The organism is Ruegeria sp. N10 (assembly GCF_056531545.1).
The window spans coordinates 1-16,702 of record NZ_JBQFLY010000005.1; the positions used below are offsets into that span (position 1 = coordinate 1).

Here is a 16,702-nt window from a genome sequence, read left to right on the forward strand (position 1 = left end):
TGGTCGACCTGCGCCCCAAGGGCGTCAAGGGCAACGCCACCGAAAAGGCCCTGGGCCGGGCGCATATCACCTGCAACAAGAACGGCGTGCCATTTGACCCGGAAAAGCCGACCATCACGTCGGGCATCCGCCTGGGCAGCCCCGCCGGCACCACCCGCGGCTTTGGCGAGACCGAATTCCGCCAGATCGCCGACTGGATCATCGAAGTGGTCGACGGCCTGGCAGCCAACGGCGAAGACGGCAACTCCGAAGTCGAAGCCAAGGTCAAAGCCCAGGTCGCTGACCTCTGCAACCGCTTCCCCATCTACCCGAACCTGTAAGCCGAAAGGTCCCAACCATGAGCTTTCACCCAATTGAACAAGCCCCCGCCCGCCTGAACCGCAGTGAGCTTGCCGTGCCCGGCAGCCAGCCCGGAATGTTTGAGAAGGCCGCGAAATCGGACGTGGATGTCATCTTCCTCGATCTGGAAGACGCCGTCGCGCCCGATGAAAAGGAACAGGCGCGCAGGAACATCATTCAAGCGCTGAACGATATCGACTGGGGGAGCAAGACCATGTCGGTCCGGATCAATGGTCTGGACACCCATTACATGTACCGGGATGTCGTGGATGTCGTCGAACAGGCGGGCCAGCGTCTGGACCTGATCATGATCCCAAAAGTCGGGACAGCCGCAGATGTGTATGCGGTCGACATGCTGGTGACCCAGATCGAAGACGCCAAGGGATACAAGAAACGGATCGGGTTCGAACACATCATCGAAACCGCGCTTGGTATGCAGAATGTCAGCGCGATCGCGGCGGCATCAAAGCGCAATGAAAGCCTTCATTTTGGTGTCGCGGATTATGCGGCCTCGACGCGCGCGCGAACCACAATCATCGGGGGCGTGAACCCGGACTATTCGGTTCTGACCGACCCGGATGCCGACGGAGGCCGCCTGACCCACTGGGGCGACATGTGGCACTATGCACTTGCCCGCATGGTGGTTGCGGCGCGCGCCAATGGATTGCGTCCCATCGACGGGCCGTTCGGTGATTTTCAGGACCCCGACGGCTATAAGGCCGCGGCCAAACGTGCCGCTGTTTTGGGATGCGAAGGAAAATGGGCCATCCACCCCAGCCAGATCGCGCTGGCCAACGAGGTGATGTCGCCCTCGGATGCCGAAGTTACCAAGGCACGGCGTATCCTTGTCGCCATGGCCGAGGCCGAGGCGGATGGGAAAGGTGCCGTGTCACTGGATGGCCGTCTGATCGACTATGCCTCGATCCGTCAGGCCGAAGTGCTGGTTGAAAAGGCAAGCCAGATCGCTGCGGCCTGATCGCCCGCACCAAACCTGACTTGCGTGGGCGCACTGTCCACGCATATTCTCCAGCGCTTTGACGGGCGGACTACGGCGCTAACATAAATCGGCTGTCCGCGTTTCGCGAAAATTGCCTCCCTAAAACGTTTGTCACATTTTGACCAGCAAACGGATGCTGCCTTAAATCGCTACGACAAAAGCAAGGGATGTTTCCGAGTTCGACACCTGAAACCGGAACCCTGCCAATCCCGGTTCACTGCCCCGACAGGTTTCCGTTCCGAAATGCGGTCGGCGTCTGACCGAACTCGGCCTTGAACGCACGGGTCATGGCACTGGCGTTTTCGTATCCACAGCGCCCCGCGATCTCGGCGATGGATTGTTCCGTATCCTCGGCCAGATTACGCGCGCGGTTCAGGCGCAGACGCCGGTACAGCGCTTGCGGAGTTGTTTTCAGTTCCGCCTGAACATGCGTTTCGAGCCTTTTCTGTGAACATCCGATTTTCCGGGCCACACTCCGGACCGAAAGCGGTGCTTCAAGATGCGCCTGCATGACAGTCAGAGCGCGATTGACCAGCGTGTCCTCGGATTTCAGAGGCAGGTCATAATGGCCACGCCCGTTCCGGCTCATGAACAGGTGCTCGACCTCCATCGCCAGCAGCGGGCCGTGATCCCGGCGGATCAAGGTCAGGGCCAGATCGAAGGCTGCCATGGCCCCGGAACAGGTCAGCCGGTTGCCATCAATGACAAACCTTTCCCGCACGGCCTCCACCGCCGGAAACCTTTCCTCGAACCGCGAAAACTCGTCCCAATGAATGGTCGCCCTGTGGTCATCCAGCAATCCGGCACTGGCAAGCAGCCAGCTTCCCGTATCCAGCCCGGCCAGATGCTTGTGTTTCTTGGCCGCTGCCAGCACGGCACGCATGGTCGACCGCGTATCCAGCTTCAGGTATCCATATGACGGCATGACAACAAGAAAATCCCCCTGTTGATCGCCGATGGCCCCGTTCGGGGTGACGACAAGGCCGCTGGAGCTTTGAACAGGGTTGCCGTCAAGCGAACAGAAGCGCCACGCATATAACGCCTGTCGCGACAGGGTGTTCGCCGCCCGCAACGGTTCGACCATGTTCGCAAGGCAATGGTTCGAGAACCCGTTGAACAGCAGGACATTGTACTGCTGCGATAATATTTTCGAATTTGGCATGAAACTGATCTATCTCTGCATGCCGCGACCATGAGCTATGGCGTTTGGTTGGTCAACCACCGATCCAGGGAATCCGCGCCATGCAGTTTGGTCTGACAGAAGAACAGGACATGATCGTCTCGACGGTCCGCAGCTTTGTAGAAAAAGAAATCTACCCGTATGAAGACGCGGTAGAACGCAGCGGAACGGTCCCGCTGGAGCTTGGCAATGAGATCAAGCAGAAATGTATCGATCTGGGGTTCTATGCTTGCAACTTCCCCGAAGAAGTGGGCGGCGCGGGCCTGTCGCATCTGGATTTTACACTGGTCGAGCGTGAACTGGGCCGTGGGTCGATGGCGCTGACGCATTTCTTTGGCCGCCCGCAGAACATCCTCATGGCCTGCAACGACGAACAGCGCGAACGCTATCTGCTGCCCGCAGTGCGCGGGGAAAAGATGGACGCGCTGGCGATGACTGAACCGGATGCCGGATCGGACGTGCGCGGCATGAAATGTCAGGCAGTGCGCGACGGTGGCGACTGGGTCGTCAACGGTTCGAAACATTTCATCTCGGGCGCGGAACACGCGGATTTCTTCATTGTCTTCGTTGCCACCGGCGTGGATGAGACCCCGAAAGGCCCCAAAAAACGCATCACCACCTTCCTAGTGGATCGCGGCACACCGGGCTTTGAAGTGCGCGACGGCTACAGGTCCGTCAGCCACAGGGGCTATAAAAACTGTATCCTGTATTTCGATAATTGCCGACTGTCCGATGCGCAGGTTCTGGGCGAGGTCGATGGCGGCTTTGCCGTGATGAACGAATGGCTCTACGCGACCCGGCTGACGGTTGCGGCCTTCTCGGTCGGGCGCGCTCGGCGCTGCTTTGATTATGCGCTGAACTACGCCGCCGAGCGCAAGCAATTCGGCCAGCCCATCGGCAAGTTTCAGGGTGTGGGCTTTCAGATTGCCGACATGATCACCGAGATTGACGCCGCCGACTGGCTGACCCTTGCCGCCGCTTGGCGTCTGGATCAGAACCTGCCCGCAAACCGCGAGATCGCCTCGGCCAAGCTCTATGCCTCCGAGGCATTGGCGCGGGTCACCGACACGACGCTGCAAATCTTCGGCGGCATGGGCCTGATGGATGATTTCCCGATCGAACGGTTTTGGCGCGACGCCCGGGTCGAACGGATCTGGGACGGCACGAGCGAGATTCAGCGCCACATCATCAGCCGCGATCTTCTGCGTCCGCTGGGCGCCTGACCATGACCAAAGACCTGACCCGGCTGTTGCGCCCGAAATCCATCGCTGTCATTGGCGGCGGTGCATGGTGCCAACAGGTTATTCTGCAATCCGAACGCATGGGATATGCTGGTCAGATCTGGCCGGTCCATCCCAAGGCTTCTGACATTTCGGGCCACAAGGTTTATGGCCATATCGAAGACCTGCCCGACGCACCTGACGCGGTTTTCATCGGCATCAACCGCCACGCCACGGTTGAAGCGGTTCAAGTCCTGTCCAGCATGGGTGCGGGTGGCGCTGTCTGCTTCGCCTCGGGCTTTTCCGAAGCCGTGGCCGAGGACGACACCGGCGGGGATTTGCAGGATCAACTGATCAACGCGGCCGGTGACATGCCCATTCTGGGCCCGAACTGCTATGGCTTCATCAACGCGCTGGACGGGGCATTGCTGTGGCCGGATCAGCACGGGGTTGTGCCCGTCGACAAGGGCGTGGCGATCCTGACGCAAAGCTCGAACATCTCGATCAACCTGACCATGCAGAAACGCGGGCTGCCGATTGCCTATATGGTGACCTGCGGAAATATGGCTCAGACCAGTCAGGCGCAGATCGCCTCGGCCCTGATCGATGACCCGCGCGTGACCGCAGTGGGCCTGCATATCGAAGGCTTCAAGAACATCCGCGAATGGGAAGCACTGGCCGCCAAAGCCCATGCAAAAGGCGTCCCGCTGGTTGCCCTCAAGGTCGGCGCATCGGAACAGGCGCAGGCGGCAACCGTTTCCCATACCGCGTCACTGGCGGGCAGCGATGCCGGGGCGCAGGCGCTGCTTGACCGGCTTGGCATTCCACGCCTTTCGGCGCTGCCTGACTTCCTTGAAACACTCAAACTGTTGCACTGCTACGGGCCGCTGCCGGGGGGCAACATCGCCTCGATCAGCTGTTCGGGGGGCGAGGCGAGCCTGATTGCCGATACGGCCGTTGGCACTGGGCTGCAATTTCCACGGCTGAGCGGTGAAAAGCTGACCCGCCTGCGCAGCGCGCTCGGGCCCATGGTCGCGCTGAACAACCCGCTGGATTATCACACCTATATCTGGCGTGACGAACTGGCGATGACGCGGGCTTGGTCGGGCATGACGGGCGACGATATCGACATGACATTCTCGATCGTCGACTACCCGACCACCGACTCCACCGATTGGGCCTGCGCAACGCAGGCAGCGTTGAACGTACGGGCAGAAACCGGCGCCCGGTTCGCGATTGTCGCCACCTTGCCGGAGCTTTTACCGGAAGACATCGCACAACAGCTGATGGCCGGGGGTGTTGTACCCTTGATGGGCCTGCGCGAGGCGCTGTCTGCGACCCGCGCCGCAGGGCAGGTCAAGGCCCCATCCGCAACGCCCGTTTTGCAGCCGGGTATGATGGAACCAACCCAAATCCTGACCGAAGGCGCCTCGAAGGCGGCGCTGGCGGAATGCGGCCTACGCATCCCGCAAAACCGGACGGTGCGGGGCGCGGAAGCTGCCCGTGCCGCAGCGGACCAGATGGAAGGCCCTTTTGCCGTCAAGGGTGTCGGGCTTGCGCATAAATCCGAACACAGCGCCGTTCGGCTGGGCATCCGGGCCCAGGACGTCGCGGCTGTCGCGGCAGATATCGGCACCGAAGACATCCTGATCGAGGAGATGGTCACCGGACCCGTTGCCGAACTTCTGATTGGCGTGGTGCGTGATCCCGCCCATGGGTTTGTTCTGACCCTTGGGGCAGGGGGCGTGCTGACCGAACTGCTGCGCGACACGGTTTCTTTGCTGGTGCCCAGCCCGCCCGAAGACATCCGCTCCGCCCTTAGCCAATTGAAGATCTCCCCGCTGCTGGCGGGCTATCGCGGCCAACCGGCGGCTGATATGGATGCGGTTGTTGCCGCGGTCGAGGCCGTTCAGACCTATGTCATGCAAAATGCCGACACGCTTGGCGAGGTCGAGATTAACCCGCTCCTGTGCACGCCGGACAAGGCCGTTGCCGTGGACGCCCTGATAAGAAAGGCCTGAGATATGGACCCGATCAAAACCCGCCGCGATGGTTCGATCCTTGAGGTTACGTTGGACCGCCCTAAGGCAAACGCGATTGATCTGATCACCAGCCGCAGAATGGGCGAGGTCTTTGCTGAATTCCGCGACGACCCGGACCTGCGCGTGGCCATCCTGACCGGCGCTGGCGAAAAATTCTTTTGCCCCGGCTGGGATCTGAAAGCTGCCGCCGACGGCGACGCGGTGGACGGAGATTACGGCGTCGGCGGGTTCGGAGGCCTGCAAGAGCTGCGCGACCTGAACAAGCCCGTGATTGCGGCCGTCAACGGTATCGCCTGCGGCGGCGGGCTAGAGCTGGCCTTGTCAGCAGATATGATCCTTGCAGCTGACCACGCCACTTTTGCCTTGCCGGAAATCCGCTCGGGCACCGTTGCGGATGCCGCCAGTGTCAAACTGCCCAAGCGCATCCCCTATCACATCGCGATGGAGCTGCTGCTAACAGGCCGCTGGTTTGATGCCGAAGAAGCCAACCGCTGGGGTCTGGTGAACGAGATCGTCGCCGCTGATCAGCTGATGGACCGCGCGTGGGACCTTGCCCGCCTGCTGGCGTCAGGGCCGCCGCTGGTCTACGCGGCCATCAAGGAAATCGTGCGCGATGCCGAAGACGCCAAGTTTCAGGACGCCATGAACCGCATAACCAAACGGCAACTGCGCAGCGTGGATGTCCTCTATTCCAGTGAGGACCAGCTTGAAGGCGCGCGTGCATTTGCCGAAAAACGTGATCCGGTCTGGAAAGGCAAATAATAACGCGGTGTGTTTGTCGCGCGGATCCGGTAAATTTCCCATTTACTGATCCGCGTCACAGGTGCACAGTTGGGTATGCCTTATTTCGAACGAAAACCATACGTTAGCACGCCGCTTCCGGTCAGCCCGATCGCTCCGCAGCCGGACGCGCAACCGATCTCGGATATCGCACGCCGCGTGCTTGGGGCTGAACGGGGCACGAAACAGCCGCTTGAGGGGCCATTTGCGTGCCGCAAAACTTGCCACCCCGGCGGCACCGCGACCATTTTGCTGTCCTTTGACGCACCAAACGGTGGCGGGCCTGTCGCATTACAGTTCGAACCGGGTGACCTGATCAACCGGAACGGCGACACTCTTCCAGCAAACCGGGTTAATGTTGTTCCCCGGCAAATCCAGCTAAACCCCGGCGAGTCAACGGATGTTGCCGTCATTGTAACCGTGCCGGACCTTGCCGATCCCGGCGAATATCACGGCCGGATTGCCTGCACGGGTACAGTGCAAACTTCGATCCTCGTGATGTATGAGGTGGCGAACGCTCAAACCTGACGGGTTACGAGGTAGTCCATGAAATGGCCCAGAAACGCGCGGGGTACTTCTTCGGTGGCCGCAAAAACCTGCGCAAACTCCTGACGGGCCGAGGCCAGCAAGTCATTGGCCGCGTCCTGTGCATATCTGATGCAGCCATAGTGATCCATGCGATCCAGAACCCAGCCCACATCCTGCGTCGAGCGGCTGTCGCGCGGGTTTGACAGCATATCCGACAGGCGTGCTTTTTCGGGCTCGTCCGCCTGCAAGCTAAGCCGCCCTAGCATCAGCGTGCGTTTGCCTTCGTAGATGTCCCCGCCGATCTCTTTGCCATATTTGTCCTGCGAGCCCACGAGGTTCAGAACATCATCCTGTATCTGAAACGCGGCCCCCAGAAAAAACCCAAACGCGTTAAAATCGTCCAGGTTCAACGCGCCAGACGCCACATCATTTGGCCGGGCAATCAGCGCCCCGATGCGCATGGGGTGAATGAAGCTGTACCAGCAGGTCTTTTTCAGACACATCGTCAGATAATCCGATGCGTCCACGTTCAGCCGGTTGTCCCGTATCCAGCCAAGCTCCAGTGCCTGACCTTCAATGGACTGTTGCAACAGATGATCAAACTCGTCCACCACGCGCATGCCGGTTTCAGGGCCAAGCGGCCCAAGGTTCTGGCGCAACAGGCGCAGGGCCAGCGATTGCATCCCGTCACCGGTATTGATGGCCAAAGGGACCCCAAGACGCTTGTGCATACACGCGCGCCCTCGCCTGAAATCGCTTTGATCCTCGATATCGTCATGGATCAGAAACGCGTTGTGCAGCAGTTCAAGAACAGCGGCTGACACCCTCGCGGTCTCGCTGTCACCGCCGAAAGCCTCGCAGGTGGCTAGCAACAGTGCGGGCCGCAACCCCTTGCCCGAGGTTTCAATGTAATCCCGCATCGGCCCGTACAAATAGGCCTGCGGCTCGCCCGTCGGCAACAGCTGCAAAAGCGTCTCACGGGCCCGATCCCCGTAAGAGGTCAGCGTTTTCAGAAAATCCTGCTGTGCCGCAGGATCCAGATGTGCTGTGCCAGTGGCCACAGGGTCATCCCTTCTGGGTGATGATCACACGGGTTTTGGTCTCGTTCCTGCCCGTCTCGGCAAGGTTGGGTCCTGCCGCCGAAAAAGGTGCATCCGTCAGCGGCAAGGCTTTGGACAACACCCCCGACTGGCCGCTGTCCCGGCCCAGATCAAAGGCAACATCCTCTGCAATCTCCTCTCCGGGGATCGGAAGATCAGCCGTCGGCTCGTAGGCCACGATTAGGTCAAGCAGCTCTTTCGGAGGGCAGATCATGCGCAACGCGTCCGCAATCGCAGGGTCTTCGGTAATCCCGCCGGGTTTTGAGTATTCCGTAGCCGGTTTTGCAATGACGGCAAGCGGCCCTTCGCCGCCACGCTCAACACCCACGGAATCCTGTCCCATCCTCAGCGCGGCTTCGACCGCAACCGCAAACCGGTTGTCCCAGGGTAGGCCGGCCTGATAGCGGGCAAAATCATAGGCGCGCAGCGGTTTCAGGATATCCGGCTCGTGCAGATCCCAGATTTGGCAGGGCTCTGCTTTTGATCCGCCGCGTTGCAGGATGGCATTGACCGCCCGACGTGCCGCTTCGTTTGCCCCTTCCATGGTGGCAAGGTCGGTGTAGGTGCGCACATAATCCGACGCCAGCATGAAGTTCGGGATCAACGTGGCCGCCTCAGGGCGCAACCGCCAGCTGTTGATGCGGTTGACCAACAGCGGCTCCACATTGGTTTGGCGCTTGGGGTCGTTGGGATCCTGCACAATATCAGGATCAAGGAACCAGTAATGCATGTCCTCGTCGCGCAGGACGGTCTGGCCATCCACGTTGACGCTGCGCTTGAGCTGTTCCCAAACCTCGTGCGCAATCTCTTCGCGGCTACAATCACGCGCGGTTTTTCCGTTCAACCCCGGCTTGTCCCATTCCGAGATATCTATTGAAAGCAGGCCCTTGGTCTTGCCTTCTGCCCAGTTTTCAAAGTTGATGGCCGACCAGAACTGCTTTTGTGAAACCGCGGTCAGGGCCCAGGGGCTGTCAATGAAAATGACGTGGCCGTGGGTCAGTTCAACATCCTTGGTCAGGTAGAACTGAATTCCGTTCATCCATTGCACGTCTTCGGCCAGCAGGGGCAGCTTGGCCAGAGACGGGTCGATTGCCGTCATCGCAGGGGTGATGAGGGGCGCGATCCGTTCGATCGGCATCGCACTGATGAACCAATCCCCGGTGACCTGCTTTTCTTCGCCATCCTGTTCAACCGTCGCGCTGACGATGCGGCCATCCTGGCAGTCGATGCCCGTGACCTTTGAGTTGAACTTGTACACGACCCCCTTGCTTTTGAGGTAATCCAGCCACGGCTGTATCCAGACAAGGTTGGTGGGGCCGTTCAACAACCGGTTGCCATGTGGCTCGGGCGTCGCGATACCCAGCTGAAGTTGAACCGCAATGTCGCCCACGGTCTTTGTACTGGCAGTTGTCGCCTTCGCGGCCACCAGCGAACGGGTCAGGCCAATGGCCAGAAACTTCTGATACGCTTCCGAGCGCTGCTCGGCACCGATGAAATCCCACCACCCGATGCGTTCATATTCATCGAACCGGCGCTCCTTGCAGGATGTCGCGATGCGCCACATGCAGGCGATGAAATGTTCGACATCCTCATAGGCGATCTGGTCCCGTGGCGAGAGCGTGAATGCAACCGTCTTGAGCACGTCGGCCACGTCTTTCAGCGTGCGGGGAAACCGTTCGGGAACGATGATGCCTGGGTCATCGAACTGGCTGACCAGAACCTGAGTGGTGGACACCAGATTATCGTAACAGGTGCCTTTGCCGTAATAGGGCGTGCGCGCCATCGTATCGGTGATATGGCGGTAGAAATTCGGAAAGAACCGGAACCCGTGCTCGCCGGGCAGCCAGGGGCGTTTCACACCGGGGGGATAACTGGCACCGTCCATCTCGGCCCATTTTTCAAGCGCCTTGATGTGTTTCGCCTTGGACCCGTGATCGCCTTCGCCCTTCATCACGGGGATGCTGCGTGCCTTGCCGCCGGGGATCAGCTGGCGCTCGTGAATCTCGACCTCGTATCCACGCTCGATCAGCTCATGCGCCGCGCTCATTCCGGCCACGCCACCGCCCAGTATGACAACCTTTTCAGCCATCAGATGTTCCTTTCGCGGAATAGACGTCAAAGCGCAGGGTGATATCGGACAGGCTTGCTTCCCCGACGCCGAACCCCTGCAACCTGTTCATCCAGGCATAATTCGGGTTTGATGTCAGGTATCGCGGTGCCAGCCGGACCGGGGCCGAGGCGGGCAGATTGCCCTTCGCCAGCCCGGCATACCCATCCGGCCCAAAGTCACACACGCCGGTATCTTCAAACAGGATCGGCGCGCCCCCTTCAACCGGTTGAATAAGCGCTCGGGCGTGCAAAAGTCCCACACCGTCGGACCGCACGCGCATCCAATCGCCCCCCAGCGGATCGATCGTCCCCTTCAGATGAGGCCCATCAACCGTTCCGCCGTTTTTGATCCCGAAATGCAGCCAGATACCGTCGGGCGTTTCACCCGAAGGATAGAACTCGTCGTTGAACGGCACCACAAACCTGCCCACATGTTCCAGCGCGGGCACTTGCGTGATTGGCTTTGCCGGGCGTGGCGGCGCAGGTTCGGGGGCCTTTCCGCGGCCGGGATCATATTCGCGACCACCGGTCGTCAGCACCGGTCGCCAGGTCAATGTCTTTTCCTGGGTCACAGATGGCAGCATGGCTGCAAACTGCTGAAACCCGGTCTTGGGGTCGCATTGCAAGGGCCAGCCGCGAATGGCGCGCTCTGGGCCGCCATCTTCGGAACAGATCACGCGCACCACGTCATGCGAAGACACGGCGGGTCCGGCTTCGATCAGCACCCGATTAAGCCCATTTTCGTTGATCAGTTCGGACCAACGCAATGTCACGCCCCGGTCTGTAAACTCCCCCATGACCAGATCTCCGGTCAGCACGTGATGGTGCAGATCGCCTGTGCTTCCTTGATCCTCAGATGGAATTTCTGCTGCACGCGGAAGATATGTTCGCCGTCAGACGAGGTTTGCAGATATTTCACCGCGATATCCGAAGGCACGACAATCTCGACCGGCGCACCTTGCAGCGATACAAGTGCAGCCTTGTTTGCGGGCAGGGTGCCCGATCGCAGCAGCGGGCCGTCAAGGAACGGAAGAATACTGTCACGCGGCAGCACCATCGAGTTCTCAATCGGCGTGGTCACGGCCTGAAACAGCCCATTGCCCATCACGCAGGCAAAAGGCCCAAGGTATCCGTGAGCTTCCAGTTTATTGATGCCCGCGACCACGGCCTCGAAAACCTCGGGGCCGGAACAGGGCTTTTTCTTCCCGTTGATCGATATGGACTGACCTTCACCAGCCTCCAGCAGCCCCGGATATTTACCGCCCCCGCTGACTGTGTAGATCGGCGGCAGATCGGCAGGTGCGCCACCGGCATGTCTGGGGGCTTCGCCGGTGCCCGGCTGGCCGTTGAAAATGATGTCATCCTCAACCTTGGCCACGACGGCGGCGGCCCGGCGGAACATGATCATGGCCGCGGCCAGTTCCGGATCAGCCACCTGCGCACCTTTCAGGTAGACGTTGACGGAAACCGTCGTCAGCCGCAGGGTGTCATAATCGTTCACTTCCAGACGTTTGGCCGCGCCTGACGCGTTGTCGACCAGACCCAGCTTGTTCAGGGGAACAGATTGCGTGTCCGCAGGCAGCGGCCCATAAAGCGGCAGGAAGCTCGCAGCCACCCGCGCGCGCAGCGCCTCATCATGGACGGCCTTGTTAACGGCATTCCACTGTTCGGTGTTCCAATCCAATGCATCGGTCATTGTAAATCCCTCTTGGTGATGCTGCCCTGTTTGGCCGGGCAGTCCGTCTCGTTCATTCGGCTTTCGTCAAACTGTCCAGTAGTGCCCCGGCGCGTTGTTCCTGAACAACGGCACCACATTCGCGGGCAAGCGCCAATGCCAGTTCAACCTCGGCAATCGCGCTGTCCCGATCACCCTTGGCAGCAAAGGCCTTGGCCCGCACGCGGTGATATTCCGGTTTGTTCAGCGTTTCTCCTCGTTCCCAACCGGGGGTACACACGGTTTCAAGCCGGTCCAGGGCCTGATCAATATCCCCGTGATCGATCATCAACTCAGACAGAACAATCTGATTCTGCGGAAAAGTAAAGTTTCCACCAGACTTTGAGATCAGGTTCATGCACGCTTCGATATGGGCCGGAACGCCCTCGATGTCGCCTTTTCCCGCCTGCGCAAGACCCATGTAGATATCCTGCATGGCGTGAAGATACAGGAACCCTTCCTCGTCGGCGATCTTGCGGGCTTCCTTCATGGTCACGTCCAGCCGGTCCCATTCGCCTGCGTAGGGCAGGAACATGCTGCACGCGCCCATGATGTAGACAAGGTTGGGCGCGTGGTTCAGTGCCCGGCTGACGTCGATGGCTTTCAAGCGCGCGGCCTCCGCCTCATCGAACTTGCCCTGCTGCCACAGAAGGCACCCCTGAATGGCCAGCAATGACGCCGTGGTCGAGGACTGGGTCATCGGCATCATGGCCATGTCCAGCTCGGGCGTGATCAGGGCAAAGGCACGGTCAAGCTGCTGCTCGCAATCCGCAAATTCCCCACGGAAGTAATGCGTAAAGCTCAGCGCGCGGGCTGCCAGCACGTTGGGAACAGTGTCGCCGCTCATACCGGCCATCGCGTCCAGGGCTTGTCCCATCTCCATTGCGCGGTTCATCTGGCCCGCGACAAAGAAATTGGTCCAGCGGCAGAAGGTGGCCGCAAAAAGGGTTTCGCCATCGCCCAAGGCATGGGCAAGCTCCATCGCGCGGGCGGCTGTCTCTCCGACCTGATCGGAGGACCATCCATAAATCGCCATGTAAGCCGGCAGGATATTCATCTGCACCCGAAGCTCGAACCCGTCACGCTCGGCATTGGCGGGCATCGTTCCGATATTGCGCAGGGCCGCGCGAAAGGCCGAGATCGCAGGCAGGTTCGCCAACCGCGACAGGGCTTGTTCGCCTGCCGTAAACCAGTTGGACACCGCCTCATCCTTCAACCCGCCATGGTCGCAGTGATGCGCCACGGTATCGGGGGCGGGGCTTCCGAATGCGTTATGTCCGGCCAGCAAGGCCCGTGCGATTTTCAGGTGAACCTTCTGCCGGTCTTCGCGCAGCAGCGAGTTATAGGCCGTATCCTGAACCAGCGCGTGGTTGAACGTATAGGTGGCCGTTCCGGCTTCGCCCGTGATCAGCACAACGCCAGCCGCCATCAGCTGCATCAGCGCGCTTTCCACATCCATGTCTTCCTGCGCCACCGCCTGGATCATCGCCGAGGTGAAACTGCGCCCGATAACAGACCCAAGCTGCGCAATAGGCTTGGCGTTTTCCATCCGGTCAAGACGCGACATCAACGAATCCTGAAGGGTTGCGGGGATACTCAGGGCATCCAGAACCTCGGCGTTGATCGGCGCATCTTGCGGCAGCTGGTCCAGAACCGCCTTGGTCATCTCTTCGATGTAAAGCGGCACGCCATCGGCTTTCTCGACAATCTGCCTGATCAGGATGACCGGTAAACTGTATGGCTCGGCCACGCGCCGGACCAGTTCCGAGGCTTCACTGCTGGCCAGAGGCGTCAGATCGATGCGGGCCGCGCGGCCTTCGTAATGCTCTGGCGGCTCATATTCAGGGCGATGCGACAGGACCACAAGTATCGGGAACCCGTCCAGTCCTGATGCCAGCGCCTCCAGCACGTCCAGCGTGGTTGCGTCAGCCCAGTGAACATCTTCCACCACCAGCAGCAAGGTGCCGCGCCTGTCGCACAGGCTGCCAATGCTGCGCAACAACACGTCCAGCGACTTGCGGGCCTTCTTCAGGGGGTCGGGATCCGGCGCTGCGCCCGTTTCGACCCCGGCCATATCCAGAAGAACAGGCAAATCCGTGTCGCTCAGACGAGAGGCGGCCTGAACAAAGTCGGAAATCGCGCCTCGGATGCTATCATCGGACTTGTCTCCTGAAACCCGCCTCAACTCTCCCACGATCGGATGAAGCGGAAGGCTGGCCAGATGCGGAATACACTGCAAGGTAAAGGGTTTGACGCCAATTGTTTCAGACAGGGACTTGATCAGCCGCGACTTGCCAATGCCTGCAGCGCCGCCGACAAACGCGAACCTGCCGGACCCCGCCTGTGCATCTTTCCAAAGCTGCGTTAGGACTGAAAGATCGTCGCCCCGGGCGACAAGATCAACAGCTGACTGTCCGACACGCGCATCGAACCGGCTGGTCGCGACGCTTTCGGAAATGGCGCGATAGACCGTGCGCTGATTGTCAAATCCTTTCAGGTTGTGGCTGCCACGGGGCTCGAACTCGAAGGCGCCCTGTGTCAACCGCCACGTCTCTGCGGAGACGACCACCTCGCCCGGCTCGGCCAGACCTTGCAGGCGGGATGCGAGGTTCGCGGTTTCACCGACCAGAAAGTCCTGCGACCCAAGACTTGTTGACGAGACCACCCCCACAACGACCATACCGGTTGCAATTCCCGCCCGCAGATCCAGCTTTTCGCCAAACCTGTTTTCAAGGTTTTGTACGGCTTCAATGGTCTCCAGCACGGCGCGAACGGCGCGTTCGGCATCGTCCTCCATGGCTTTGGGATATCCGAAATAGACCATGATCCCGTCACCCTGCCTGTAGGCCAGGTGACAGCCATGCTGTTTCAGGGTGCCGATCGCCGTATCCAGATACAGGTTCATGATCTGCATCAGGTCTTCCGGGTCATACCGCTGGGCCAGCTGCGTGGACCCTACGAGATCGCAGAAAACCAGCGTAAGCTGTCGCCGCTCGGCTTCGGACCTAAGCTCCTGCCGGGTCGATGCCTCCTCAGATTTCAGACGGGCCTGCGCCTTGCGAAACCGCTTTCTTTCGCCAACCGTTAGCCCCAGATCGCGCAGTTCGGGATCTGTCAACTCGTCCAGAATATCATCATCCACGCCTTCCTGCCGAAACAGGGTGGCATGGTTTTCCAGATCAGCCAGTCGAAGAACTCTTGAGATACGCGGCGATGCCTCAAGGACCCCCGTCATCGTTCTGCGCCCCCGCCCATTTTCCTTCTCCCCTTACTCCCCTCAAAACATATTGTATTTGTATAAGCAAAAATAGAGAGGAATTTACGTTCAATCCACATGACGCAGGGACACCATTGTTAACTTGTTATCTGCTGTGGCAGATGTAGCGTTGAAATTCCACTCCACTTTGAGTTTTTCGTGTCAAATCATTGGCTTTCAGTTTCATATTGATTTTTCACGCGCAAAACTGGGCCCGGCATACTGCCTTGCCGCGCGTAATGGGGAAGGGTGTTTTCCCATAGGCGCTAGGGCCTCGTGCGCTTTTATCGAAGTTGTGGAAATGCGAAAATCAGACCCTGCCGATTTTCGACACTGACGCGCGCCTTAAGCGCTTCCCCTACGTCAATAGTCGCGTCGCGTGCGACACAAGCACCCGCTTTGGCGCTGGAAACGTGACCCGGCAGGATACCGGTTCCACCAAATGGGCAGAACCGGTGTCTTCTTCAGACGGTTGCGCCTTTCAGGCGGATGGCAGTGCCAAGGCTGCCCGCGCAAAGCCCGACCAGAATCGAGATGCCCAGTTCCACCGCTTCCACATGAGCAAACTGAAAGCCCGCAAAAACCAGCGTTTCCAGCATGCCGACAACGGCCCCCAGTGCCGCGCCCAACCACAGCTTGCGGGTCATCATTCCAAGCGCCAGCCCTAGTATGCCGGGCAGGCCCAGGACATTGGCGCCGATTGTTCCAAGTAAGTCTAGCATGTCCGTCCCCACATCAATTCGAGCTGTTGTTCAGAAACGCGCGAATGTCGTCGCCAGAGGCGGATGCATGTTCCTGCAGAACCTCGCCCTCCACGGCCTCGCTTATTTTCTGGTACTGTTCCAGATAGTTTGCGGGCAGATTATGCGCGATGCCCTGATGGCAGTCGATACATGTCATGCCGGTGTCAATGGCGCGCTGGTGTTCCGACGCGGCCCGTGTTTCCTGAATGGTAAAGTCCATGTAGTCGAAGTTATGACAGTTGCGGCATTCACGGCTGTCCGATTCCTTCATCTTCTTCCACACGGCCGAAGCCATGCTCAGGCGATGCGCCTCGTATTGCTCGGGTGTGCTGATGGTTCCGGCCAGCTCATGATAGACGTCTTTGACGGCCATGATCTTGGCTTTGATCTTGTGGCTCCATTCATCCGGCACGTGGCAGTCGGAACAGATCGCACGAACGCCGGAATGGTTGTTGTAATGGACCGTTTCGCGATATTCGCCCAGGTTCGTTTCCATCGTGTGGCACGAAGTACAGAATTCTTCGGTATTCGTCAGCTCAAGGGTCCAGTGAAATCCACCCCAGAACAGGATACCGGCCAGAAATCCGGCCAGGACCAGAAAGCCTGAACTGAACAGCACCGTCGGCGTCCAGATCGCGTTCCAGAGGCGACCAAGCAAGCCGCGGTTTTCAGGGGAGTCGGCCATGTCGGTGCT

General features: G+C 59.7%; 13 protein-coding genes and 1 pseudogene. 6 read left to right on the top strand and 8 right to left on the bottom strand.

Annotated elements, in window-relative coordinates:
* Positions 1–320 (top strand): annotated as a pseudogene (gene glyA, locus ACR0JI_RS08865) (serine hydroxymethyltransferase); the annotation flags it as partial.
* A 17-nt stretch (positions 321–337) separates the two neighbouring features.
* Positions 338–1,315 (top strand): HpcH/HpaI aldolase/citrate lyase family protein, encoded by a 978-nt coding sequence (locus ACR0JI_RS08870; protein ID WP_480494053.1) that lies wholly within the window; start codon positions 338–340, stop codon positions 1,313–1,315.
* Between the two features lie 235 nt (positions 1,316–1,550).
* On the opposite strand, the gene ACR0JI_RS08875 is transcribed toward ACR0JI_RS08870, so the two are convergent.
* Positions 1,551–2,498 (bottom strand): GlxA family transcriptional regulator, encoded by a 948-nt coding sequence (locus ACR0JI_RS08875; protein WP_480494054.1) that lies wholly within the window; start codon positions 2,496–2,498, stop codon positions 1,551–1,553.
* 80 nt (positions 2,499–2,578) lie between these two features.
* Between ACR0JI_RS08875 and ACR0JI_RS08880 the strand changes: the two genes are divergently transcribed.
* From ACR0JI_RS08880 to ACR0JI_RS08895, 4 genes are all read left to right on the top strand, one after another.
* On the top strand, positions 2,579–3,739 hold the full coding sequence (locus ACR0JI_RS08880) for an acyl-CoA dehydrogenase family protein (protein ID WP_480477435.1): 1,161 nt from the start codon (positions 2,579–2,581) through the stop codon (positions 3,737–3,739).
* A 2-nt stretch (positions 3,740–3,741) separates the two neighbouring features.
* The gene (locus ACR0JI_RS08885) at positions 3,742–5,757 is read left to right on the top strand and encodes an acetate--CoA ligase family protein (protein WP_480494055.1); all 2,016 of its coding nucleotides are present in this window, start codon (positions 3,742–3,744) and stop codon (positions 5,755–5,757) included.
* 3 nt (positions 5,758–5,760) lie between these two features.
* Entirely contained in the window at positions 5,761–6,540 is a 780-nt protein-coding gene (locus ACR0JI_RS08890; RefSeq protein ID WP_209597100.1) for a carnitinyl-CoA dehydratase, read from the top strand.
* A gap of 75 nt (positions 6,541–6,615) precedes the next feature.
* Positions 6,616–7,086: a hypothetical protein gene (locus tag ACR0JI_RS08895; RefSeq protein ID WP_480494056.1), complete on the top strand. Its 471-nt coding sequence runs from the start codon at positions 6,616–6,618 to the stop codon at positions 7,084–7,086.
* Here the strand turns inward: ACR0JI_RS08895 and ACR0JI_RS08900 are convergent.
* The 7 genes from ACR0JI_RS08900 to ACR0JI_RS08930 all read right to left on the bottom strand — a co-directional run bounded on the left by ACR0JI_RS08900 (position 7,077) and on the right by ACR0JI_RS08930 (position 16,693).
* On the bottom strand, positions 7,077–8,147 hold the full coding sequence (locus ACR0JI_RS08900) for a polyprenyl synthetase family protein (RefSeq protein WP_480494057.1): 1,071 nt from the start codon (positions 8,145–8,147) through the stop codon (positions 7,077–7,079). The two genes, ACR0JI_RS08895 and ACR0JI_RS08900, sit on opposite strands and share 10 nt — an antisense overlap.
* A gap of 4 nt (positions 8,148–8,151) precedes the next feature.
* The gene (locus ACR0JI_RS08905; protein WP_480494058.1) at positions 8,152–10,275 is read right to left on the bottom strand and encodes a hydroxysqualene dehydroxylase; all 2,124 of its coding nucleotides are present in this window, start codon (positions 10,273–10,275) and stop codon (positions 8,152–8,154) included.
* Complete coding sequence (locus tag ACR0JI_RS08910; protein WP_480494059.1) at positions 10,268–11,092, bottom strand: DUF3237 domain-containing protein; 825 nt, start codon at positions 11,090–11,092, stop codon at positions 10,268–10,270. Before ACR0JI_RS08910 ends, ACR0JI_RS08905 begins: the two co-directional genes overlap by 8 nt.
* A gap of 14 nt (positions 11,093–11,106) precedes the next feature.
* Positions 11,107–11,991, bottom strand: coding sequence for an encapsulin (locus ACR0JI_RS08915; RefSeq protein WP_480494060.1), 885 nt, complete (start codon positions 11,989–11,991; stop codon positions 11,107–11,109).
* A gap of 52 nt (positions 11,992–12,043) precedes the next feature.
* Positions 12,044–15,244 (bottom strand): adenylate/guanylate cyclase domain-containing protein, encoded by a 3,201-nt coding sequence (locus ACR0JI_RS08920; RefSeq protein ID WP_480494061.1) that lies wholly within the window; start codon positions 15,242–15,244, stop codon positions 12,044–12,046.
* Positions 15,245–15,729: 485 nt separating this feature from the next.
* Positions 15,730–15,987, bottom strand: coding sequence for a hypothetical protein (locus ACR0JI_RS08925; protein WP_480477417.1), 258 nt, complete (start codon positions 15,985–15,987; stop codon positions 15,730–15,732).
* A 13-nt stretch (positions 15,988–16,000) separates the two neighbouring features.
* Positions 16,001–16,693: a NapC/NirT family cytochrome c gene (locus ACR0JI_RS08930; protein ID WP_480477415.1), complete on the bottom strand. Its 693-nt coding sequence runs from the start codon at positions 16,691–16,693 to the stop codon at positions 16,001–16,003.
* Between the last annotated feature and the right edge of the window lie 9 nt (positions 16,694–16,702).

Coding starts and splice junctions, on each gene's coding strand:
- ACR0JI_RS08910 (WP_480494059.1), bottom strand. CDS start 11,092: ATGGGGGAGTTTACAGACCGGGGCGTGACATTGCGTTGGTCCGAACTG.
- ACR0JI_RS08915 (WP_480494060.1), bottom strand. CDS start 11,991: ATGACCGATGCATTGGATTGGAACACCGAACAGTGGAATGCCGTTAAC.
- ACR0JI_RS08875 (WP_480494054.1), bottom strand. CDS start 2,498: ATGCCAAATTCGAAAATATTATCGCAGCAGTACAATGTCCTGCTGTTC.
- ACR0JI_RS08925 (WP_480477417.1), bottom strand. CDS start 15,987: ATGCTAGACTTACTTGGAACAATCGGCGCCAATGTCCTGGGCCTGCCC.
- ACR0JI_RS08905 (WP_480494058.1), bottom strand. CDS start 10,275: ATGGCTGAAAAGGTTGTCATACTGGGCGGTGGCGTGGCCGGAATGAGC.
- ACR0JI_RS08920 (WP_480494061.1), bottom strand. CDS start 15,244: ATGACGGGGGTCCTTGAGGCATCGCCGCGTATCTCAAGAGTTCTTCGA.
- ACR0JI_RS08880 (WP_480477435.1), top strand. CDS start 2,579: ATGCAGTTTGGTCTGACAGAAGAACAGGACATGATCGTCTCGACGGTC.
- ACR0JI_RS08885 (WP_480494055.1), top strand. CDS start 3,742: ATGACCAAAGACCTGACCCGGCTGTTGCGCCCGAAATCCATCGCTGTC.
- ACR0JI_RS08930 (WP_480477415.1), bottom strand. CDS start 16,693: ATGGCCGACTCCCCTGAAAACCGCGGCTTGCTTGGTCGCCTCTGGAAC.
- ACR0JI_RS08895 (WP_480494056.1), top strand. CDS start 6,616: ATGCCTTATTTCGAACGAAAACCATACGTTAGCACGCCGCTTCCGGTC.
- ACR0JI_RS08890 (WP_209597100.1), top strand. CDS start 5,761: ATGGACCCGATCAAAACCCGCCGCGATGGTTCGATCCTTGAGGTTACG.
- ACR0JI_RS08870 (WP_480494053.1), top strand. CDS start 338: ATGAGCTTTCACCCAATTGAACAAGCCCCCGCCCGCCTGAACCGCAGT.